Source organism: Citrobacter sp. MNAZ 1397 (assembly GCF_023613995.1).
Classification (GTDB): Bacteria; Pseudomonadota; Gammaproteobacteria; order Enterobacterales; family Enterobacteriaceae; genus Phytobacter; species Phytobacter ursingii.
The window spans coordinates 141,420-163,961 of record NZ_JAKIVH010000002.1; the positions used below are offsets into that span (position 1 = coordinate 141,420).

Annotated in this window: 20 protein-coding genes; 13 read left to right on the plus strand and 7 right to left on the minus strand. The window is 54.3% G+C overall.

The window, feature by feature from the left end:
- Positions 1-8 precede the first annotated feature (8 nt).
- The 4 genes from L2097_RS15405 (at position 9) to L2097_RS15420 (ending at position 4,797) form a co-directional block, all read left to right on the plus strand.
- Positions 9-839 (plus strand): PfkB family carbohydrate kinase, encoded by an 831-nt coding sequence (locus tag L2097_RS15405; protein WP_085005216.1) that lies wholly within the window; start codon positions 9-11, stop codon positions 837-839.
- Between the two features lie 90 nt (positions 840-929).
- Positions 930-2,498, plus strand: coding sequence for an amidohydrolase (locus L2097_RS15410; protein WP_085005217.1), 1,569 nt, complete (start codon positions 930-932; stop codon positions 2,496-2,498).
- 68 nt (positions 2,499-2,566) lie between these two features.
- Positions 2,567-3,985, plus strand: a complete 1,419-nt coding sequence (locus L2097_RS15415; protein WP_085005218.1) for a YfcC family protein — start codon at positions 2,567-2,569, stop codon at positions 3,983-3,985.
- 86 nt (positions 3,986-4,071) lie between these two features.
- Positions 4,072-4,797: a GntR family transcriptional regulator gene (locus L2097_RS15420; RefSeq protein WP_085005219.1), complete on the plus strand. Its 726-nt coding sequence runs from the start codon at positions 4,072-4,074 to the stop codon at positions 4,795-4,797.
- An 87-nt stretch (positions 4,798-4,884) separates the two neighbouring features.
- Here the strand turns inward: L2097_RS15420 and argF are convergent, their stop codons facing one another.
- The gene (gene argF, locus L2097_RS15425; protein ID WP_250353221.1) at positions 4,885-5,889 is read right to left on the minus strand and encodes an ornithine carbamoyltransferase; all 1,005 of its coding nucleotides are present in this window, start codon (positions 5,887-5,889) and stop codon (positions 4,885-4,887) included.
- Entirely contained in the window at positions 5,859-5,999 is a 141-nt protein-coding gene (gene argL / locus L2097_RS25920; protein WP_378108803.1) for a putative translational regulatory protein ArgL, read from the minus strand. The genes argF and argL overlap by 31 nt, the downstream gene beginning before the upstream one ends.
- A gap of 52 nt (positions 6,000-6,051) precedes the next feature.
- Here argL and rraB point away from each other — a divergent pair, with 52 nt between their 5' ends.
- From rraB to L2097_RS15440, 3 genes are all read left to right on the plus strand, one after another.
- Positions 6,052-6,474 carry a ribonuclease E inhibitor RraB gene (rraB, locus tag L2097_RS15430; RefSeq protein WP_047372016.1) on the plus strand — a complete coding sequence of 141 codons (423 nt, stop codon included), beginning with the start codon at positions 6,052-6,054 and terminating at the stop codon, positions 6,472-6,474.
- A 47-nt stretch (positions 6,475-6,521) separates the two neighbouring features.
- Positions 6,522-7,280, plus strand: coding sequence for a tRNA isopentenyl-2-thiomethyl-A-37 hydroxylase MiaE (miaE, locus tag L2097_RS15435; RefSeq protein WP_250353222.1), 759 nt, complete (start codon positions 6,522-6,524; stop codon positions 7,278-7,280).
- 91 nt (positions 7,281-7,371) lie between these two features.
- A complete protein-coding gene (locus L2097_RS15440; protein ID WP_250353223.1) occupies positions 7,372-8,199 on the plus strand; it encodes a topoisomerase II in 828 nt (275 codons plus the stop codon).
- A gap of 49 nt (positions 8,200-8,248) precedes the next feature.
- On the opposite strand, the gene L2097_RS15445 is transcribed toward L2097_RS15440, so the two are convergent.
- Positions 8,249-8,752: a GNAT family N-acetyltransferase gene (locus L2097_RS15445; protein WP_250353224.1), complete on the minus strand. Its 504-nt coding sequence runs from the start codon at positions 8,750-8,752 to the stop codon at positions 8,249-8,251.
- A 177-nt stretch (positions 8,753-8,929) separates the two neighbouring features.
- Between L2097_RS15445 and L2097_RS15450 the strand changes: the two genes are divergently transcribed.
- Entirely contained in the window at positions 8,930-10,120 is a 1,191-nt protein-coding gene (locus tag L2097_RS15450) for a YjgN family protein (RefSeq protein ID WP_250353225.1), read from the plus strand.
- Positions 10,121-10,327: 207 nt separating this feature from the next.
- Positions 10,328-11,530: a YjgN family protein gene (locus L2097_RS15455; RefSeq protein WP_250353226.1), complete on the plus strand. Its 1,203-nt coding sequence runs from the start codon at positions 10,328-10,330 to the stop codon at positions 11,528-11,530.
- Between the two features lie 195 nt (positions 11,531-11,725).
- Here L2097_RS15455 and L2097_RS15460 read toward each other — a convergent pair whose 3' ends face one another.
- The 3 genes from L2097_RS15460 to pepA form a co-directional block, all read right to left on the minus strand.
- Positions 11,726-14,581 carry a valine--tRNA ligase gene (locus tag L2097_RS15460; protein ID WP_047372010.1) on the minus strand — a complete coding sequence of 952 codons (2,856 nt, stop codon included), beginning with the start codon at positions 14,579-14,581 and terminating at the stop codon, positions 11,726-11,728.
- A complete protein-coding gene (gene holC / locus L2097_RS15465) occupies positions 14,581-15,024 on the minus strand; it encodes a DNA polymerase III subunit chi (RefSeq protein WP_047372009.1) in 444 nt (147 codons plus the stop codon). The genes L2097_RS15460 and holC overlap by 1 nt, the downstream gene beginning before the upstream one ends.
- 137 nt (positions 15,025-15,161) lie before the next feature.
- A complete protein-coding gene (gene pepA / locus L2097_RS15470) occupies positions 15,162-16,673 on the minus strand; it encodes a leucyl aminopeptidase (RefSeq protein WP_047372008.1) in 1,512 nt (503 codons plus the stop codon).
- 278 nt (positions 16,674-16,951) lie between these two features.
- Between pepA and L2097_RS15475 the strand changes: the two genes are divergently transcribed.
- From L2097_RS15475 to L2097_RS15490, 4 genes are all read left to right on the plus strand, one after another.
- Complete coding sequence (locus L2097_RS15475; protein WP_216637209.1) at positions 16,952-17,002, plus strand: hypothetical protein; 51 nt, start codon at positions 16,952-16,954, stop codon at positions 17,000-17,002.
- A gap of 64 nt (positions 17,003-17,066) precedes the next feature.
- Complete coding sequence (gene lptF, locus L2097_RS15480; RefSeq protein ID WP_085005227.1) at positions 17,067-18,167, plus strand: LPS export ABC transporter permease LptF; 1,101 nt, start codon at positions 17,067-17,069, stop codon at positions 18,165-18,167.
- The gene (gene lptG / locus L2097_RS15485; protein ID WP_047372006.1) at positions 18,167-19,249 is read left to right on the plus strand and encodes an LPS export ABC transporter permease LptG; all 1,083 of its coding nucleotides are present in this window, start codon (positions 18,167-18,169) and stop codon (positions 19,247-19,249) included. The genes lptF and lptG overlap by 1 nt, the downstream gene beginning before the upstream one ends.
- 188 nt (positions 19,250-19,437) lie before the next feature.
- The gene (locus L2097_RS15490; RefSeq protein WP_250353227.1) at positions 19,438-21,078 is read left to right on the plus strand and encodes a dihydroxyacetone kinase subunit DhaK; all 1,641 of its coding nucleotides are present in this window, start codon (positions 19,438-19,440) and stop codon (positions 21,076-21,078) included.
- A 432-nt stretch (positions 21,079-21,510) separates the two neighbouring features.
- Here L2097_RS15490 and ahr read toward each other — a convergent pair whose 3' ends face one another.
- Entirely contained in the window at positions 21,511-22,530 is a 1,020-nt protein-coding gene (gene ahr, locus L2097_RS15495) for an NADPH-dependent aldehyde reductase Ahr (protein ID WP_250353228.1), read from the minus strand.
- Positions 22,531-22,542 lie beyond the last annotated feature (12 nt).

Consider the following 22,542-nt stretch of genomic DNA (forward strand, 5'->3'; position numbering starts at 1 on the left):
AGAGCATGATGAAAGTCATAGGCGTTGGCGATAATGTCGTCGATCAGTATGCCCATATTCGCACGATGTACCCAGGTGGCAATGCGCTTAATTTTGCAGCATATGCCTCTATGCTGGGCCATGATGCGGCGTATCTGGGCATTTTTGGCAATGACAGCGCTGCAAAGCATGTTATTTCCGTACTGGACGAATTGGGTGTCAGACACCCGCACTGTTTATATGTCGCCGGGGAGAATGGTTGCGCGCAGCTTAAAATAGAGGATGGCGAGCGAATATTTCTCGGATCGAATGCCGGAGGTATTCGTAAAACAACTTCAATGGATTTTATTTTCCATCATGCAGACTATCTGGGGGAATATTCCCTGATCCACAGCGGTTGTTATAGCTATATGGAAGAACAACTTCCGGCATTACAGCAACTGGGTATTCCCGTCTCGTATGACTTCTCCGATGATTTTGTGCTCGAAGAGGCGTTGCCGCTTTGCCAGTATGTCGATTTTGCCTTTTTCTCCTGTGCTGATTACAGCCTTGAGCAAACGCGAGACATTATTCAGCAGGCGCACGATAGCGGCAGTCGGATTGTTTGTGCCACACGCGGCAGTGAAGGGGCAATCCTGTTTGATGGCAAACAGTGGTATCAACAAGCCCCGGAATATGTCACGCCTGTGGATACGATGGGAGCAGGCGATGCGTTTATTACCGCCTTCCTTTGCCATTATCTTGTACAGACAAACACCCCGGATGAAGAAGCGATTCCTGCAAGCCTTAAGCAAGCCGCATCATTTTCGGCGAACATTTGCCTCAAAGAGGGGGCTTTCGGCTACGGTGTTCGCTATTAAATAAAGGCTATCTAAATAAGTTTTTATTTCGCTCATTTTATGAGGGGAAGGGGCGCCTTTTTGCGTTTTTTCCCCAATAAGGAAAGAGTTATGCCTGAACATAATACTGCAGATCTTATTCTGCGGTCGGATAATATATTTACTGCCGACAGCGATGAATTATTTTCTGGATATATTGTTATAAGCCACGGCGTTATTTCAGCGATACTTGCAAACGATGAAGATATTAGCCCGTGGAGCGGCCCCACAACCCGTTTTCGCGATCTTGGCGAGCGGCTAATTTGCCCTGGTTTTTGCGATAATCACACCTTCTTTACGGGGTATATGAGTATGCATCGTGGCGTGGATCTTCGCGCCACGGACACGAGCGCGGCGGCATTATCGCTGCTCAAAAAAGCGGAGCAGGGCCTGCCTGCCGGAAAAAGCCTGTACGCGTGGGGCTGGTCTGCGGCGCGGTGGGGGGATTTGCCTGCCAGTACAGAACTTGATGGCGCGTTTCCCCATCGCCCGGTGGTCGCGATTAACAGTGAAAAAAGCTACTGCTGGATGAATCAGGCAGCGATCACACGCTACGGGTTCACGCCTGGCGACTGTAGCGCGGAGGCACGAGTGCATCTGCTTGCAGAAATGCTTAACGACGCGGGGCAGGTAAAAGAAGAGTTGCGCGCCTTTATGGCGATGCTGGCGACGCGCGGTATAACCGCAATAAAAGATGTCTGTTTTGATGATGCTCCCGCGTTGCTGGATGCCTGGGCCGGGCTTGAGGCGAATGATGAGCTGTCACTGCGTGTTAGCCTGGTCAGTGAGCCAGTGGCCAGCGCCGCTAATTTCACCTTTGCCCGCCAGGCGCGTGACCGTTTTCATTCTGACCGGCTACGTTTTCATGGCTTTAAATTTATGGTGGATGGCGTGATTGCCGACCACACCGGTGATATGTTGCAGCCTTATGCCGACTGGCCGCATACGCATAACGAAAAACCGGTGGATTACGCAATATTACGCCAGCAGGTGCTGGAGGCCGATCGGCTGGGATTCAATTGCTGTCTGAATGCCGAAGGTGATGCCGCCATACGTCATTGCATCGATATTTTCGCTGAATGTCACCGTACCAATCCTCCCCGAGTGCGTTATCACGCCTTAAGCGATCTCGAGTGTCCGCATCCGGACGATATCCCACGTCTTGCCGCGCTGGGTCTTTCTGCTGAGGTCTATGTGCAGATACTGCTGCTTAATGAGAGCGCATCTGAGGCTTATATGCGTGAGCGCGGAGGCGAAGCCCGAGAGACACAGTTCTTTAACTATGCCGCGCTGTTTAATGCCGGGGTTCTGGTGACCATCGGCACCGATTTGCCGCTGTTTATCCCCAGTATTCCCGATGCGATCTATGCGGCCTGCTGTCGCCATTTTGTCGATGGTTCGCCACCAGAAGGGTGGTATCGCGAACACGGAATGACGCGAACACAGCTTCTGAAAGCCTGGACCCTCAACGCCGCCGTTCAGCATGACATGGCGGCACGGTGCGGAAGTCTGGCCGTGGGCAAGCGCGCGGATATTGCCGTGTTCGACCGCAATCTGCTCACCTGTGCCGACGATGAAATGCGTGATGCGCGAGTGGTGCTGACCCTGATGGATGGCCGTACAACACACGATGTTTTATAGACGCCCGCCTTCACGCGTACAGACGACGTGATGACAGGCGATAAAGCGAATTCTTACCGAGGCAGATTATGCGTATTCCAACAATAAAATGGGCCGTACCCCACTGCTACGCTCTGATCTTTTTTATCATTGTTGTGGTTGCCGTTTTAACGTGGTGCATCCCCAGCGGGAGTTTTGACTATCACGCCGTCACTTTACCGGGGGGCGAGACCAAAAATCTGGTGGTGCCTGGCTCTTATCATGTATTAGAAAAAGTTACCGCTCATGGTGACTTACGTCAGGGGCTTTCAGCCATTCTTGCCGCGCCCTTAGAAGGAATCATTAAAGCAGCCGATGTGATCGCCTTTGTACTGATAGTCGGCGGCGCGTTTGGCATCATTATGCGCTCCGGCGCCATTGAACGTGGTCTGCTTGCGCTGGCACAGCGGCTGGCAGGCAAAGGGATTCTGGTGATTCCGCTGTCGATGACTCTGTTCAGCCTGGGCGGTGCGACTTTTGGCATGAGCGAAGAGGTCATTCCGCTTTATGCCATCTTCATTTCACTGATGTTCGCACTGGGCTATGACTCCCTTACCGCCATTTTGATCCTGTTTCTTGGGACGCAGATTGGCTATGTCGGTGCGATGACCAACCCCTTCTCCGTGCTTATCGCCCAAGGGGTGGCCGGTATTCAGGGCAACCCGCAGCTCTGGCTGCGCGCCATTGCCTGGGTGGTCTTTACCGCCATGTCGATTATCTTCACCATGTGGTACGCCCATCGCGTGAAGCGTGACCCGAGCAAATCGCCATCGTATGAAAGCGACTGCCAGAATCGCGCGTTGTTTATGGGAGAGCAGACAGGAACAGTACACTTTTCGCTGGGTGACCGGTTGATCATTATCGCCTTTGTCCTCGCGCTGGCGGTCATCTCCTGGGGGTTAATCACCCGTGGCTGGTATATGGTGGAGATTGGTACCGTCTTTTTAGCGCTGGGGCTATTTGCGGGTATTGTCAGCCGAATGTCTGTGAGCGATGTGGCGGAGAGCTTTGTCGATGGTTGTAAAGAGTTTGTCTATGCAGCGGTCGTTATCGGCCTGGCTCGCGGCATTCTGGTAGTGGCGGAAAACGGCAAAATCATCGACACCCTGCTGTATGGCCTGTCGGAAATGCTGGATGGTCTGCCGCAGTACGCTTTTACGACGCTGATGCTGGTAAGCCATAACATCATCACCTTCTTCGTGCCGTCCTCTTCGGGGGAAGCGGCGTTAACTATGCCGGTACTCGCGCCACTGGGCGATCTGGTTAACATCAATAAAGAGGCGATGGTGATGGCCTATCAATTTGGTAATGGGTTGACCAATCTTATTTCGCCCACCGGCGGTGTGCTGCTGGCCGGGTTGTCGATTGCGCGGGTAGGGTTTGGTCAGTGGCTGCGGGTGATTATGCGCCTGTTTCCGCTGCTGTGGATCACCAGCGCCATTTTTGCGGCCATCTCCGCCTGGGTTTAATCGCGCTATGCGCGCCGGCATAGTTTGCCGTGCGCGCATCGACTATAATCCGGGTTCAAATTATTGGCCCTGTTGGTGAAAACGCGATGTTGAGTAATGGACTGCAACAGCATACCGCTGTCCCGCTATACAGACAGTTGAAGGACAAAATCCTCAGCGATATCTCCTCCGGCAAACTTGCGGAAGGGGCGAAAATACCCACCGAAGTTGAGCTGAGCGAGCTGTATGACATTAGCCGTGTGACGGTGCGTAACGCTATTAAAGAGCTGGTGGACGAAGGCTATCTGGTCAAGAAACAGGGAAAGGGTACCTTTGTTTGTCTGCCAAAGATTGAACGTAAGGTGGTGCATCTGCTGAGCTTTACCGATGCCTGTGACAGCAGCCATCTGACGACCGCCAGCAAGGTGCTGCGTACTGCTATTCTTGACGATTATCACCATGTTCGCGAAGCGCTGCGCTTAGATAAGGATGACTCACTGCTCTATATTCAACGACTGCGTCGCGCGGGTGACCTGCCTTTGATGCTGGAAAATAACTACTATTCGCTCAAGCGATTTGGTTTTTTACAGCAGGAAGATCTGAGCGGTTCGTTGTATCAGCTTTTACGGGAAAAGTACGCGATCCGCCCGACCCACGCCGGGGAGACCACCGTGGAGATGGTGCGTGCCCACGGCGAGACGGCAACATTGCTGGAACAACCGCTCGGAGAGCCGCTATTTTTAATGAAAACGCTGATTCTGGATGCCGACTACCAGCCTATTCACTATGGCGAGCAGCTTATCGTTGCCGAGCGGTATAAATTTAATTTTTGAGATGCGGCTGATATTCCCGGATTCGCTGCGCTTATCCGGGCTACGCCAGAAGGTAGCCACGGTAAGCGTGGCGCACCGTGAAAATGATTACTGGCCCAGCGTCGCCACCATCACCGCTTTAATGGTGTGCATGCGGTTTTCCGCCTGATCAAACACAATACTGGCCGCCGATTCAAACACCTCGTCGGTGACTTCCATGCCGCCGTGCAGGCCGAACTCTTCCGCCATCTTCTTGCCAAGCGTCGTCTGGTCGTCATGGAACGCAGGCAGGCAGTGCAGGAATTTCACATCCGGGTTTCCGGTTAGGGTCAGCATCTGGCTATTCACCTGATACGGGCGCAGCAGATTAATACGCTCGGCCCACTTCTCTTTTGCCTCGCCCATCGATACCCATACGTCGGTGTAGATAAAGTCCGCGCCTTTCACCCCTGCGGCGATATCCTCGGTCAGCGTAATGTTGCCGCCGTTTTTCTCCGCCAGCGCTTTACACTTCGCGACCAGCGTGGCTTCCGGCCAGCAGGCTGTCGGGGCGACGAGGCGCAAATCCAGCCCGGTCAGCGCTGCCGCTTCCAGCATGGAGTTGCCCATGTTGTTGCGTGCATCGCCTGCATAAACCAGCGTCATTTCATTAAATGCTTTGCCCGGCATATGCTCTTGCATGGTCAGCAGGTCAGCCAGTAACTGCGTCGGGTGAAACTCATTGGTCAGGCCGTTCCACACCGGAACACCGGCAAACTGGGCCAGGGTTTCGACGATCTCCTGGCCGTAGCCGCGATACTGAATACCGTCGTACATTCTGCCCAGGACCCGCGCGGTATCCTTAATTGATTCTTTATGCCCAATCTGACTGCCGCTTGGGCCGAGATACGTGACGCGAGCGCCCTGGTCAAATGCGGCAACTTCGAAAGAGCACCGGGTGCGAGTTGAGTCTTTTTCGAAGATGAGCGCGATGTTTTTACCGGTAAGTTTTTGTTGTTCCTCGCCATTCTTCTTATCGGTTTTGAGTTTGGCGGCAAGTTGCAGCAGAGTGTTGATTTCAGCAGGGGTAAAATCGAGCAATTTCAAAAAATGTTTCTGGTAAAACGACGACATGGTTCCCTCACCTGGCTAAAGCCACTTATTGAATTAAAATTCAATTTATATGTATGAATATTCATTTGCAAGCCAAATGAATAAATCTTTTCCGCCAGGAGTGGAGGCATTGCCAACGGTATGTGACAATATCTCTATCTGCCACATTATGAGGAATGAGCCATGGCGAACCCGGAACACCTGGAAGAACAGCGCGAAGAGACGCGTCTGATTATTGAAGAATTGCTGGAAGATGGCAGCGATCCTGATGCGCTCTACACCATTGAGCATCACCTGTCGGCAGATGACTTCGAGACACTGGAAAAAGTGGCCGTTGAAGCGTTCAAACTGGGTTATGAAGTCACCGAGCCGGAAGAGCTGGAGCTGGAAGAGGGTGAAGTGGTAATTTGCTGCGACATCCTGAGCGAATCTGCGCTGAATGCCGAGCTGATTGACGCGCAAGTTGAACAGCTGATTAACCTGGCTGAGAAATTTGACGTCGAATATGACGGTTGGGGTACCTACTACGAAGACCCGAACGGTGAAGACGAAGACGGCGAAGAAGACGACTACGAGGATGAAGACGACAACGGCGTACGTCACTAAGTCTTCCCTTTGCGGCGGCTCCGGCTGCCGCAGTGCAAGGAATAGCCATGGATTACCCGCAAATACTCTCCCCGGTTTTACATTTTCTGCATTGCCCGACACCTCAGACCTGGATAGATAAAGCCCGCGACCCGCAAAATCTTCCGCTGTTGCTCACCGATCATATGGTCTGCGAATTGAAAGCCGCGCAAACCGCTATGCTGCTGGTGCGTAAATATGTGGCAGATAAAAGCGGGGCCGATACGCTGCTTGAATGGCTGAAACCCTATGAAGCCTTCACCTTTCGTGAAGGGCCGGAACCGGACTTTGTGGCGCTGCACAAGCAGATTGCTAAAGGCGCGATGCCAAAAGCGGATGACCCATGGGGCAGGGCGCTCATCGACAGTATGGTGCTGCTTATCAAAGAAGAGCTGCATCATTTCTGGCAGGTGCGCGAAGCCATGCTTGTCAGGAACATCCCGTATGTGAAGATCCCGGCCAGCCGCTATGCGAAAGGGATGCTCAAAGGCGTGCGTACCCATGAGCCGCTCACGCTTATCGACAAGCTGATTTGCGGTGCTTATATCGAAGCGCGATCCTGCGAACGTTTTGCCGCGCTGGCACCGTATCTGGAAGAGGATTTACAAAAATTCTATCTGTCATTGCTGCGTTCCGAAGCCCGCCACTACCAGGATTATCTTGCGCTGGCACAGCAGGTCTCGGAAACGGATATCGCACCACGAGTTCGCTATTTCGGTGAGCTCGAAGCCGAATTGATTACTTCGCCGGATCCGGAGTTTCGTTTTCACAGCGGCGTGCCGGGCTGACCTGCCAGAATCAGTAGTTATTTCGCCCGTCAGGTGACAATCCCCGCCGGGCTGGTACAACAATCAGCACAGTGGTTAAAAGGAACCTGAAATGAACTGGACGTCTGTTTTACTCTCCGCTCTGGTCGCCGGTCTGGCGGCAGCACTGACTCAGTATCTGCGCCGGAAAGGGAAAATCGGCGGTATTACCTCGGCGGTCATTATCGCGGTGGCGATTCTGGTCTGGAACGTTAGCTATCGGCAGTATATTGCGCCCTGGCTGCAAAATAGCGGTGAATCGCAAATGGACGTGGCGTTCCGTGCAATAAGCAGCATGCCGACCTACCAGGTCTTGCGTGAGCAAGAACCTCAGTTGCTGGAAACCATTCGCACTACGGCGAAGAATATGGAAAAAGAGGGAAAAACCCCTCAGCAGATTATTGATTATATACAACCGCAGATCATTGGGGTGCAGATGATGCGTTTACAAAATGCCCCTGATGAAAACGTGATCGCTTATATGCAGATCAATATGGAGCAAACCGCGGCCATTCAGAAAGTCAGCGATGATAATTGCTTCCGTTTCCTGTTCCCGGCGGTGAAAGGGGGAATCAATCCGGCGAAAATATTGCCGGGTGATTTCCTGATGAAACGCATGAATATTGATGCCGCGATGATGCGCGCTGCCTACGGCGTCAACCGACATACGGTAACAGATAAAGAACGGCAGGATGCACAGCAGCATCTGCAGCCAATTATTGCGGTGCTGGTCAAGAAATACGGTCAGGATATTGAGATCATGCCGGACCCGCGCAAAGGCGTCGGCAAAGAGAAAGTTACCTGCGACATGGTGCAGGACTTGTGGAGTAACGTGTTGATGTTGCCGAAGGATCAGGCGGCGGGAATGATTCGTCTGATTATGGCGCCGGAGAATCAGTAAAGAAGAGGTTCCGGTCCTTTCCAGTAGAAAAGGAAAGGACCGGGAGAAATTACAGTGTTTTCAGCATTCGTACTTCGCAATCCACATGCCCGGTACAGCCCAGCGGCCCGCTGATATGGCTAAATCCGAGATGTTCATACAGGCCAATCGCCTCTTTTAAGAATGCGGTCGTTTCCAGGTAACAACGGGTGAAGCCCTGGGTGCGGGCGTGTTCAAGGGCCAGCAGCGCCAGCTTCTTCGCCAGCCCCTGACCGCGCGCGGCAGGCAGGAAATACATCTTTTGCAGTTCGCAGATATCCGGCTCACTACATTTCAGAGGGGCGACACCGCCGCCGCCTACCACTCTGCCATCCTGCTCCACCACCCAATAGGCGTGCCCCGGCTGGCTGTAGAGCTGATACAACTCGTCCAGGTTGGGGTCCGCTACGGTATAACCTTTATCGGCGGTAAGGCCGTATTCGGCAGAAACCCGACGAATAACGGAGGCAATCGCGGCATTATCTCCGGCAGTTATCCGGCGTAATGTCACGCTCTGCTTGGCCACAACATTCATAGACTCACTCAATAAAACATATGTATTTATACGCGTATTTAATATCACTCTCTGAAAGTGGCTGCAAGTCGTTTAATTGTGGTGTGATCGTTAAAGAGATACGTTATGTTGCGCGCTTCACGGAAGTGATAATCATTATTTATCGAATCAATGCTTATATTTAAGGATGATGTAGTTATGAACGGTGATATCCGTTATACGAATAAAACGCGGCGCACATTTATATTTCATGGCGAAGGTCTGGATTATTTTCTTATTTCTCTGGTTAATATTCTGCTGAGTGTTATTACGTTAGGGGTTTATGTCCCCTGGGCAATGGTACGCTCCCGGCGCTACGTATACGAAAACATGGAGTTAAATGGTGCGCGTTTTGGCTATCATGCCAGGGGCGGAGCGCTGTTTTTGAGTTGGTTGCTGATGTCGATATTCCTTTTTATCCTCATCCTTGTGGCCGAACTTCTTCATCCATTCTTAGGTTCGCTGGTGATCTTTTTACTGATGCTGGTTATGCCTTTCTTTATGGTGAAAAGCCTGCAATACAATGCGCTGATGACCACATTAAATAATGTCCGTTTTGCCTTTCATTGCTCAATGAAAAGTGCCTGGTGGATAATGATGGGGCTGCCCACATTGCTGCTTATTTTGCTGTGCGTGATTATCTTTGGTATCGGGAATATGATGTTCAGCGGTTATAATTTTGATGGCTTATTGGTGAAAATTATTATTCTGGCGCTTATCGGTATTGTGGGGATGAGTGTGATCAATGGCTATGTCTATGCCAAATGGCTCGCCCTGACAGGAAAAGGCGGACAGTTCGGGGTACATAAATTCGATATTCGCGTCAGTACGACATATTGCATCAAAGCCTGTCTGTTTTCTTTCTGTATTCTGGTTCCGTTTCTGGGGCTGATGTTTTACTTACTCTCGACGTCCTACAGCAGTATGGCGATGCTGCGTGCGATTAACGGTTCGGGGGATGAGGGGCTTTCAGGGTTTCCGGGGCAAATCCTGCTGTGCTATCTGCTCTATATTGGCGCCATTTTGCTCTCATCGGCCTATATCTGGCAGGCTTTTCGCAATCACTTTGTGAATGGCCTGACGCTGGCGGACGGGCGTATTCGTTTTGCTTCCACGCTGACATTTCATGGTGTTGTGGTGCAACTGCTGCAGTTGATCGCTGTTTCCGTTATTACGCTCGGCATTGCTTATCCGTGGATGAAAATGCGCTTTATCCGTTATCAGGCCACTCATTCCCATGTGGAAGGGAACCTGGACGACGTTGCGCTGACAGATCATGACGAGCAGGTTGAAAAAGGCTTTCTCGCCCTGATTTCGCGCGGGGTGCTGCCGGTGGTTCCTTTCATATAAAACCAAAAGGCCGGAGTCTGCTTCGGCCTTTATTTGCGCTTATCGCCGTTTCCCTGCCATACCATCACTCTCTTTCGCTGACAAGACCAGTAATATTGGGCGCTACATTTTTAGTACAAAGTTTACTAAACTTAATAACGGAAATAAAAATACCGCAATATTTCTATGGCTTAATTGATGTTGTTCTGATTTACGATAAGGATTGTTATGACTTTCGAAAATGGTGGTGCTGCGGCGTCGCCTTCCCGGAATTTTGTGTTTCAGGGAAGTGGCGCGGGATATTTCAGGATCTGGCTGGTCAACGTCTTACTCACCATTGTCACCTTTGGGTTGTTTCTGCCCTGGGCGCTGGTGCGTGCCCGCCGTTATTTTTATGAGAATACCGATCTGCAGGGGGCGCGTTTTTCTTATCACGCCACCGGCCGCTCAGTATTTGTTGGCTGGCTGTGCATCATGGTGCTGTATATCATCTTTCTGGTTAACATGGCGCATAATAACGTTGGGTTATCCCTTTGTATGATAGGGCTGTTTTTACTGTTTTTCCCATGGCTGGTGACACAGGGGCTGCGTTATCAATTCCTGATGACGGAGATTAATAATGTACGCTTTAGCTTTTACGCCAGCCCGCTGCGCGCCTGGTGGGTGATGCTGGGCTGCCCGTTGTTAATTATGACTGTCTCAGTGGTGGTGTTTTCGCTGTTTATGTCCAGCACCATCAGCATGGGTTCCTATACGGCGATTATTGTGGGAATAGGTATTGGCACGCTGGCGTTGCTGTTGGGTTCCGCCATCATGCAGGGGGTCTACACCGCTCAGTGGTATGGCATGCTGGTGAATAACCTACAGTACGGCACGCAGAAATTTGCCGCGACCTATTCCATTAAGAAGTGTATCTGGATTGCGCTCTGCTCTATGTTGCTGCTGTTCCCGTTCCTGGCACTGTCGCTGTTTATCATCGTGCCGGCCTTCTATACGCTGATGCAATATTCCCAGGTGGTGGGCGATAGTCCTGAACAACTGGCGGTGTTAGCCGGGCCTTTCTACGGCAAGATGGCGCTGGCGTATGTGATTTATCTGTTCGGGATTATTGTCTGCTTTATGTATGCCTTCGTGAAAATGCGTAATTACGTTTACGGGCAAATTACATTAGCAGGACACATTCGCTTCTCCTCTACCGTGACGCTTGGACGTGTACTGTGGCTGTCGATTACCAATACGCTGGTGTGCATGATCACCTTGTTCCTGGCGTATCCGTGGGCCAAAGTCCGCTTTACTCGCTATGTGCTGGAAAATACCCATGTTCATGGTGAGTTGCAGAATCTGACGCTGGAAAATCACGGTCAGCAACCGGCGAAAGATCCGGCAAATCTGCTGGCGCGCGGGCTGTCGTTCTTCCCGGCGGTATTCTAAGGAGGGTTCCCGGGTGCGCTTACGCTTACCCGGGCTACCAGAACCGTAGCCCGGATCAGGCGCAGCCGCATCCGGGAAGTCCCGGGTGCGCTTACGCTTACCCGGGCTACCAGAACTGTAGCCCGGATCAGGCGCAGCCGCATCCGGGATAATCCCCGGTGGCGCTGACGCTTACCGGGGCTACAGCTGGTGCGATTACAGTGCGCTAATAACCGCCTGCTGTTCAATCAGCTTGGTTTTAGCCTCTGCATAGCCGTCCAGTTTCTCACGCTCTTTGGCAATCACCGCTTCCGGTGCGCGTGCCACAAAGCCTTCGTTGGACAGTTTGCTTTCGATACGACCAATTTCGGCGTCGATCTTCGCCACTTCTTTCGCCAGACGCGCCAGCTCGTCTTCTTTGTTAATCAGACCCGCCATCGGGATCAGCAGCTCTGCGCCATCGATAATTTTGGTCACGGAAACCGGACCTTTATCATCGGCTGGCAGCACGGTAATGCTTTCCAGACGCGCCAGATTCAGCAGGAAGCTGCGGTTATCGTTCACACGACGCTCCGCATCTTTACTGCAACCACGCAGCAGCAGCTCCAGCGGTTTACCCGGGGAGATGTTCATCTCGGCACGAATGTTACGTACCGCTACGATCGCCTGTTTCAGCCATTCAGTGTCAGCCAGCGCGGCTTCATCCACCTGAGCGGCATCGTACTGCGGGATCGGCTGCAGCATGATGGTATCAGCGGTAATGCCTTTCAGCACTTTCACGCGCTGCCAGATGGTTTCAGTGATAAACGGAATAATCGGGTGCGCCAGACGCAGCAACGCTTCCAGCACGTTCACCAGCGTGTTACGCGTGCCGCGCAGCTCTGCCTCAGAACCGCCGCTCATCACTGGCTTGGTCAGCTCCAGATACCAGTCGCAGAACTGGTTCCAGGTGAATTCATACAGGATGCCCGCGGCGATATCGAAGCGGAAGTTATCCAGCGCTTCACGGTATGCTTTCACGGTCTGGTTGAATTCCGCCAGGATCCAGCGATCGGCGAGGGAAAGCACCATATCGCCGCCGTTAAAGCCGCAATCCTGGTCTTCGGTATTCATCAGCACGAAACGGCTGGCGTTCCACAGCTTGTTACAGAAGTTGCGGTAACCTTCCAGACGCTTCATGTCCCAGTTGATGTCGCGACCGGTCGACGCCAGCGCAGCCAGGGTGAAGCGCAGGGCATCGGTGCCGTGCGGCTCAATGCCATTAGGGAACTGTTTCTCGGTACGCTTACGGATTTTTTCCGCCAGCTGAGGCTGCATCATGTTGCCGGTACGTTTCTCCAGCAGATCCGCCAGGGAGATACCGTCCACCATATCCAGCGGGTCAATAACGTTACCCTTGGACTTGGACATTTTCTGGCCTTCGTCATCACGAATCAGACCGGTCATGTAGACGGTATGGAACGGCACCTGCGGCTTACCATTTTCATCTTTGATGAAGTGCATGGTCATCATGATCATGCGGGCAATCCAGAAGAAGATGATGTCGAAGCCAGAGACCATCACCGTACTTGGGTGGAACTGACGCAGGGCATCGGTGTTTTCCGGCCAGCCGAGGGTAGAGAACGTCCACAGGGCAGAGGAGAACCAGGTGTCCAGTACGTCTTCGTCCTGGCGCAGGGCAACGTCAGCGCCCAGGTTATTTTCCTGGCGCACTTCGGCTTCGTTACGGCCAACGTAGACGTTGCCGCTGTTGTCATACCATGCCGGGATGCGGTGGCCCCACCACAGCTGACGGGAGATACACCAGTCCTGAATATCGCGCATCCAGGAGAAGTACATGTTTTCGTACTGCTTCGGCACGAACTGGATATCGCCGTTTTCAACCGCTTCAACTGCCGGTTTCGCCAGAACGTCAGCACGCACGTACCACTGGTCGGTCAGCATCGGCTCGATAACCACGCCACCACGGTCGCCGTAGGGAACGGTCAGATCGTGCGGTTTGATCTCTTCGAGCAGACCCAACGCGTCAACCGCGGCAACCACGGCTTTACGGGCAGCAAAGCGTTCCAGTTTCTGGAATTCCGCCGGGATTTCATTGGAGTAGACGTCAGATTCGTTGCCTTTGGTGTCGTACACTTCCGCGGTTTCGCGAATGTCGCCGTCAAAGGTCAGGATATTGATCATTGGCAGGGCGTGACGTTTCCCGACTTCGTAGTCGTTGAAGTCGTGCGCCGGGGTGATTTTCACGCAGCCGGTGCCTTTTTCCATGTCGGCGTGTTCATCGCCCACGATCGGAATACGGCGATTCACCAGCGGCAGAACCACATATTTGCCAATCAAATCTTTATAACGCGGGTCTTCAGGGTTAACCGCCACGCCGGTATCGCCCAGCAGGGTTTCCGGACGGGTGGTGGCGACCACCAGATAATCTTTGCCGTCGGCGGTTTTTGCGCCGTCAGCCAGCGGGTAGCGAATATGCCACATGGACCCTTTGGACTCGCGGTTTTCCACTTCGAGGTCGGAAATCGCGGTGCGCAGTTTCGGGTCCCAGTTCACCAGGCGCTTACCACGGTAAATCAGGTCTTCTTTGTACAGACGGACGAATACTTCTTTCACAGCATTGGAGAGCCCTTCGTCCATGGTGAAGCGCTCGCGCTCCCAGTCCACGGAGTTGCCCAGACGGCGCATCTGACGAGTAATAGTGCCGCCGGATTCTGCTTTCCACTGCCAGATTTTGTCGATAAAGGCGTCGCGGCCGTAATCGTGGCGGGTTTTACCTTCTTCGGCGGCAATCTTACGCTCAACCACCATCTGGGTTGCGATACCCGCGTGGTCGGTACCTGCCTGCCACAGGGTGTTTTTGCCCTGCATACGCTGGTAGCGAATCATGGTATCCATGATGGTCTGCTGGAAGGCGTGACCCATGTGCAAACTGCCGGTGACGTTCGGCGGAGGGATCATGATGCAGAAGCTTTCCTGGCTTTCATCGCCATTCGGTTTGAAGTAGCCCTGCTTTTCCCAATGCTCGTAAAGCGGCTGTTCGATCTCTTGGGGGTTGTATGTCTTTTCCATTATTTCCAGGTTGCCGTGTTCAGGTTGAAACCAGCCATGCGATAGGCTTTATAGCGTTCGCGAGCCAGTTGTTTCAAAGAATCTTCGTAAGGAACGAAGTCTATCACTTCTGTGAAAGCGGTGGCAAAATCTGCAAAGTTTGTCCGCAAACTGATGAGAATATCGCGCGGGTTACCGTTGCGCTTTTGCGGCCAGGCAATTTCGACAGGCGCACCGCCTCTGGGGCCTTCACCGGCGAGGTTGTGCGGTACAAAACTCTCCGGCGGTCGTGCCCACAGCGCTTCATCGAGCCGCAGCGCCTGCTGCTCGTCTTCGCAGGCAATCAGCACGCGTTTGCCATTGCGCCAACGTTCTGCGGCAACCTCACACACCAGTTGTTCCACGGCGCTCAGGCCGTCGACGGTGGTTTCATTGTCCAGAAGATAAAACGTGGCGTTCTTCATGATATGGGGCTTCTTGTGGTGGATTACATCCCCAGAGAGCAGGGAACAGATCTCCTCTCCCAGCGGGAGAGGGTTAGGGTGAGGGCGGATCATAACACCCTCACCCCGGTCCTCTCCCTGAGGGAGAGGGAGTAAAACTACTCTTCGCCAGTAAACCCGGCGCGGTTCAGCAGGAACTGCGACAGCATGGCCACCGGACGACCGGTTGCGCCTTTGGCTTTACCGGAACGCCACGCGGTACCGGCGATGTCCAGATGCGCCCAATTGTACTTGCGGGCAAAGCGCGACAGGAAGCACCCTGCGGTAATCGCGCCGCCTGGACGACCGCCAATGTTCGCCATATCGGCAAAATTGGAATCCAGTTGCTCGTAGTACTCATCGCCTAACGGCAGACGCCATGCGCGGTCGCCCGCCTGCTCGGACGCGCCAATCAGCTCGTGCGCCAGCGGGTTATGGTTCGACATCAGGCCGGTGATGTGATGGCCCAGGGCAATCACGCACGCGCCGGTCAGGGTCGCTACGTCGATAACCGCTTCCGGTTCAAAGCGCTCAACGTAGGTCAACACATCGCACAACACCAGACGGCCTTCGGCGTCGGTATTCAGCACTTCAACGGTCTGGCCTGACATAGTGGTCAGCACGTCGCCCGGACGATAAGCGCGCCCGCCCGGCATGTTTTCACAGCCCGCCAGCACGCCGATAACGTTAATAGGTAGTTGCAGTTCGGCCACCATCCGCATCACGCCATACACCGCCGCCGCGCCGCACATGTCGTACTTCATCTCATCCATCCCTTCGGCCGGCTTGATGGAGATACCGCCGGAGTCGAAGGTCAGGCCTTTACCGACCAGGACAACAGGACGCACGTCTTCTGACGGATTACCTTTATATTCGATAACCGACATCAGCGATTCGTTTTGTGAGCCCGCGCCGACGGCGAGGTAAGAGTGCATCCCCAGCTCGCGCATCTGCTGCTCGCCAATGACGCGGGTGATGACGTTTTTGCTGTAGCTGTCTGCCAGTTGGCGCGCCTGAGAGGCGAGGTACGCCGCATTGCAGATATTTGGCGGCATATTGCCGAGGTCTTTCGCCGCTTTGATGCCCGCAGCAATCGCCAGACCATGCTGGATTGCGCGCTCGCCGCTCGTCAGTTCACGACGGGTCGGCACATTGAAAACCATTTTACGCAGCGGGCGACGCGGCTCGCTTTTATTGGTTTTCAACTGGTCAAAGCTGTAGAGGGATTCTTTTGCTGTCTCGACCGCCTGGCGCACTTTCCAGTAGGTGTTGCGGCCTTTAACGTGTAGCTCGGTCAGGAAGCAAACGGCTTCCATTGAACCCGTATCATTCAGGGTATTAATGGTTTTCTGAATGACCTGTTTGTACTGACGTTCATCCAGTTCGCGTTCTTTACCGCAACCAATCAACAGAATGCGTTCGGAGAGGACATTCGGAACGTGGTGCAGCAGCAGGGTCTGGCCCGGTTTGCCTTCCAGTTCGCCACGGCGCAGCAGTGCGCTGATATATCCGTCGCTGATCTTGTCGAGTTGCTCGGCAATCGGAGAGAGACGGCGCGGTTCAAAAACACCCACAACGATGCAGGCACTCCGCTGTTTCTCCGGGCTACCGCTTTTTACACTGAACTCCATGCACTATACTCCTGAATCTTAAAGACAACAGCAGGGGCTACAGATATACTCGACCTCTTTCAAACCGCAGATGCGTTGGCTACGCCTGCTCACTCCTGTCACTTACGGCATGTAAGTTCCGGGGTTTCACAGTCTCGCCGCCTTTCTGCAACTCGAAATCCATTGAGTATATAATTGCAAGCTTTCGTAACTCATGTCCGCTGTTGCGGTGACTTCGTGTTAATCTTAACGATACTTAGGTTTCGGCACGTCAGATACGGGTCGGATACGTTTTACCGCTGAGTATATTAATCTTAGCGATGATTTCGACGACTCAAGAGAATAAATGACGTTTAAGCCACGAAACAAGCGATTTTCCAGTAAAAAGACTGGTTTTTACGGGCGTAATATAAAGTGATAATCATAAGATATCTTGCGCGGGAGACGCTAAAAAGCCAGTTTGCGATCCTCTTCATTCTGCTTCTGATCTTTTTCTGTCAGAAACTGGTGAGGATCCTCGGCGCAGCGGTCGACGGCGAAATCCCCACGAACCTGGTACTCTCGCTACTGGGCCTCGGTGTGCCAGAGATGGCGCAACTTATCCTGCCGCTCAGTCTGTTCCTCGGTCTGCTCATGACGCTGGGCAAACTTTATACCGAAAGTGAAATTACGGTCATGCACGCCTGCGGCCTGAGCCGGGCTGTGCTGGTCAAAGCGGCGATGATTCTGGCGCTGTTCACTGGCGCACTGGCGGCGGCTAACGTCATGTGGCTCAGCCCCTGGTCATCGCGCCATCAGGAATCGGTACTGGCCGATGCCAAAGCCAACCCTGGCATGGCGGCATTGGCGCAAGGGCAGTTCCAGCCAGCCTCTGACGGCAACTCGGTACTGTTTATCGAAAGCGTGGAAGGCAGCAAATTCCACGATGTCTTCCTGGCGCAGATTCGCACGAAAGGCAATGCCCGCCCGTCTGTTGTGGTGGCTGATTCCGGTCATCTTTCGCAACTCAAAGACGGCTCTCAGATAGTCACCCTGACCACCGGCACCCGCTTTGAAGGTACGGCGCTGTTGCGTGATTTCCGCATCACCGATTTCAAAGATTATCAGGCGATTATCGGCCACCAGGCGGTGACGCTGGACCCGGACGATACTGAGCAGATGGGGCTTGATACGTTGTGGAAAACGGATAACCCACGAGCCAGGGCAGAGTTACACTGGCGTCTGACACTCATATTCACCGTATTTATGATGGCGCTGATGGTCGTGCCGCTGAGCGTGGTGAACCCACGTCAGGGACGCGTGCTGTCGATGTTGCCGGCCATGCTGCTGTATCTGGTGTTCTTCCTGCTACAAACTTCCCTGCGATCCAATGCCGCAAAAGGCAAAATCGATCCGTTTATTTGGATGTGGGCGGTTAACCTGGCGTACCTGGCGTTGGCGATGGGTCTGAACTTGTGGGACACGGTACCGATGCGTCGGATTCGCGCCCGTGTGATGGGCAGAGGAGCCGTATAATGCAGGCGTTTGGCGTACTTGACCGTTATATCGGTAAAACCATTTTTACCACCATCATGATGACGCTGTTCATGCTGGTGTCGCTCTCCGGCATTATCAAATTTGTCGATCAGTTGAAAAAGGCCGGACAGGGCAGCTATGACGCGATGGGGGCGGGGCTTTATACCATCCTCAGCGTGCCGAAAGATATTCAGATCTTCTTCCCGATGGCAGCGCTGCTTGGCGCACTGTTGGGGCTGGGGATGCTGGCCCAGCGTAGTGAACTGGTGGTCATGCAGGCGTCGGGGTATACCCGTATGCAGGTGGCGTTGTCAGTGATGAAAACCGCCATCCCGCTGGTGTTGTTAACCATGGCGATTGGCGAATGGGTGGCGCCGCAGGGCGAACAAATGGCGCGTAACCAACGCGCACAGTCAATGTATGGCGGTTCGCTGCTCTCTACCCAGCAGGGGTTGTGGGCGAAAGATGGCCAGACGTTTGTCTATATCGAGCGGGTGAAAAGCGATGATGAACTGGGTGGCGTGAGTATTTACGCCTTCAACGATCAGCGCCGTTTACAGTCCGTTCGCTATGCCGCTTTAGCGAAGTTCGATAAAGACACGAAGATGTGGCGGCTGTCGCAGGTGGATGAATCCAACCTGACCGATCCGAAACAAGTGACCGGCGCACAGACGCTGACCGGCACCTGGAAGACCAACCTCACGCCGGACAAACTGGGCGTGGTGGCGCTGGACCCCGATGCGCTGTCGATTAGCGGTCTGCACAATTACGTGAAGTACCTGAAATCAAGCGGTCAGGATGCCGGGCGTTATCAGCTCCAGATGTGGAGTAAAATTTTCCAGCCGCTTTCCGTGGCGGTGATGATGCTGATGGCGCTGTCGTTTATCTTTGGTCCGCTGCGAAGCGTGCCAATGGGTGTGCGCGTGGTGACGGGGATCAGCTTCGGCTTTGTTTTCTACTTACTGGACCAGATTTTCGGCCCGCTGACGCTGGTATACGGCATTCCACCGATTATTGGCGCGTTGCTGCCGAGCACCTCGTTCTTCCTGATTAGCCTCTGGCTATTGATGCGTAAGAGCTAGGTTTCTGCTTCTTTCCCGGATGCGGCTTCGCCTTATCCGGGCTACACGACATTTCCGCCGCATGCGTGTTAATCCCTCTCCCTGTGGGAGAGGGTATCTGGCCGCACTAAACGCCCCCCATTTCCGCGACACACTTTCTCTTATCCTGGCTACGCTTTCCTTACGGTTCTCAAAAAATTCAGGAAGCTATGTCCAGATTCTTCTTTAATGACCGCAAGCAACTGGTCAATGACGCCATTGAAGGAATGGTGATTTCCGCTCCCCACGGCAATTTAGTTCGCCTCGACATCGATCCCGCTATTCGTATTGTTGCCCGCGCCGACTGGGATAAATCCCGCGTTGCGGTGATTTCCGGCGGCGGCTCCGGCCATGAACCCGCCCACGCTGGCTTTGTCGGCAAAGGAATGCTCACCGCCGCCGTCTGCGGCGATGTGTTTGCCTCGCCGAGCGTTGATGCGGTGCTCAACGCTATCGTCGCCGTCACCGGCGATCGCGGCTGCCTGTTGATTGTTAAAAATTACACGGGCGATCGCCTTAACTTCGGCCTCGCGGCAGAAAAGGCTAAACGCTACGGCCTGAAAGTAGAGATGGTGATCGTCGCCGATGACATCGCTCTGCCAGACAACAAGCAGCCGCGCGGTATCGCCGGAACGGCGCTGGTGCATAAAATCGCAGGCTACGCCGCCGAGCAGGGCAAATCCTTAAGCGAAGTGCGCGACATCGCCCGACAGGCCAGTGAGAGCGTCTGGAGCCTGGGGCTGGCGATGGAGACCTGCAACCTGCCGGGCAGCAGCGATGAAGATGACCGCATTCAGCGCGGGCAGGTTGAACTGGGCCTCGGTATCCACGGCGAGCCGGGGGCGAGCACCGTTGACTCGCACAACAGCCAGAAGCTGATGGAGACGCTGGTTGCGCCGCTGAAAGCACAGGCCGGGGAGGACCGCGTTGCGGTGTTAATCAACAATCTGGGCGGTGTATCAGCGCTGGAGATGGCCCTGCTCACCAAAGAGCTGGCACATTCGGCGCTCAAAGATCAGATTGCTTATCTGATTGGCCCCGCGCCGCTGGTCAGTTCGCTGGATATGAAAGGCTTTTCCCTTTCGCTGTTACGCCTGAACGAGACATTTGAGAAAGCCATCAATGCCGATGTACAGACCGTCGGCTGGCAAAAGCCGGTGCCTTTTGCGCCAATGAAAACCCAGCGCCACAGCCCCGTTTACAACCAACTGGAAATCGAACCGTCGGAAAACCCGCAGGTAAAAACGCTGGTCTCGACGGCGGCGCGGACGCTTGTCGATCTCGAAAACCGCCTGAATGCGCTGGATGCCAAAGTGGGCGATGGCGATACCGGCTCGACGTTCGCCGAAGGGGCACGGGAAATCATCCATTTGCTGGAGCAGGGCGAGCTGCCTCTCAACAACACCGCGCAGTTGCTGCAACTGATAGGCGAACGGCTGGCAACGGTGATGGGCGGCTCCAGCGGCGTGCTGATGTCGATTTTCTTCACCGCCGCGGGCCAGGCCGTGCATGATGGCAAGCCGCTACCGGAGGCGTTGCTGCGTGGACTGCACCAGATGAAACATTATGGCGGCGCGGAACTGGGCGACCGGACACTTATCGACGCGCTGCAACCTGCCCTTGAAGCCTTGCAAGACAGTGGGCTGGATGCCGCCGCCTCTGCCGCAAAAGCGGGAGCTGCCAGAACCGCGACCATGCAGACCGCCGGCGCAGGCCGTTCGTCCTATGTGAATAGCGAGAACCTGGAAGGCATCACCGACCCAGGCGCGGTGGCGATTGCCGACGTGTTTGCCGCGATAGCGAAGGGGTAATCTTTCCCTCTCCCGACTATCAGGCAGGCCCCACCTTGTGCCCTCTCCCCATGGGAGAGGGTTGGGGTGAGGGCAGCAGGCCGCACAGCGCCATTTCCCGGATGCGCTGCGCTTATCCGGGCTACGCCTGGCTTCTGATGCAAATGTGAGTGCGGGTTTTCGCCCTCTCCCCATGGGAGAGGGTTGGGGTGAGGGCATCAGGCCGCACTGCGCCATTTCCCGGATGCGCTGCGCTTATCCGGGCTACGCCTGGTTCCTGATGCAAATATGAGTGCGGGTTTTCGCCCTCTCCCCGTGGGAGAGGGTTGGGGTGAGGGCAGCAGGCCGCACAGCGCCATTTCCCGGATGCGCTGCGCTTATCCGGGCTACGCCTGGTTCCCGATGCAAATATGAGTGCGGGTTTTCTCCCTCTCCCCGTGGGAGAGGGTTACATCAGAAATCCGCTTTCAACACCACGCGGTAACGCGCCTTCCCGTCACGCACATGCTGCAATGCCTCGTTAATCTGCGACATCGGGAACATCTCGGTCGTCGGTGCCACCTTCGCTCGTCCGGCAAACTTCATCAGCTTACGCAGCTCGAACGGCGTACCGGTTGCGGAACCGGAGACACTTCTGTCGCCGCCAATCAGCGTAAAGGCTGGAACTTCCAGCGGTTTCAACACTGCGCCGACGGTATGGAACGCGCCACCATGGGCCAGCGCCTCAAAATACGGCTGCCACTGCAAATCGACGTTCACAGTGTTGATAATCAAATCGAACTGACCCGCCAGCACTTTTAAGGCCTCCGGATCGCGGCTGTTCACCACATAATCCGCGCCCATCAGGCGCACTTCGGCCTCTTTCGCCGGGTTCGAACTGAACGCCGTCACCTCACAGCCCATCGCCCGCAGCAGTTTGATGGCGATATGACCCAGCCCGCCAATCCCAATCACCCCGACACGGCTGGTGGCGGTGATATGGTGCATCAGCAGCGGTTTAAACACGGTAATGCCGCCACAGAGCAGCGGCCCGGCGGTCTCGACATCAATGGTATCCGGCAGCGGGATCACCCATTGCCAGCCCGCGCGGATTTTGTCGGCAAAGCCGCCGCGGTTCAGGATGGTGGGCACCGCGCCTTCCTGACAGTTGATATTGTCGCCGTTAATGCAGGCGTCGCAGTGGCCGCAGCTTTTCGCCGTCCAGCCGATGCCCACGCGCTGGCCGACTTTCAGCCCTTTGTTTTGCGCGGCACTTCCCAGCGCCACCACGCGACCAATCACTTCATGCCCGGCGACCAGCGGATATTGAGAGAAGCCCCACTCGTTGTCGATCATCGACAAATCCGAGTGGCAGATCCCGCAATAATCCACTTGCACTTCCACATCTTCCTGACCCAATTCTCCCGCGTCGTACTCAAACAGCTCCAGGTCTGCCCCGGCTTTTTTAGCGGCATAGCTTTTGATAATCGACATCGCCTTTCCTCA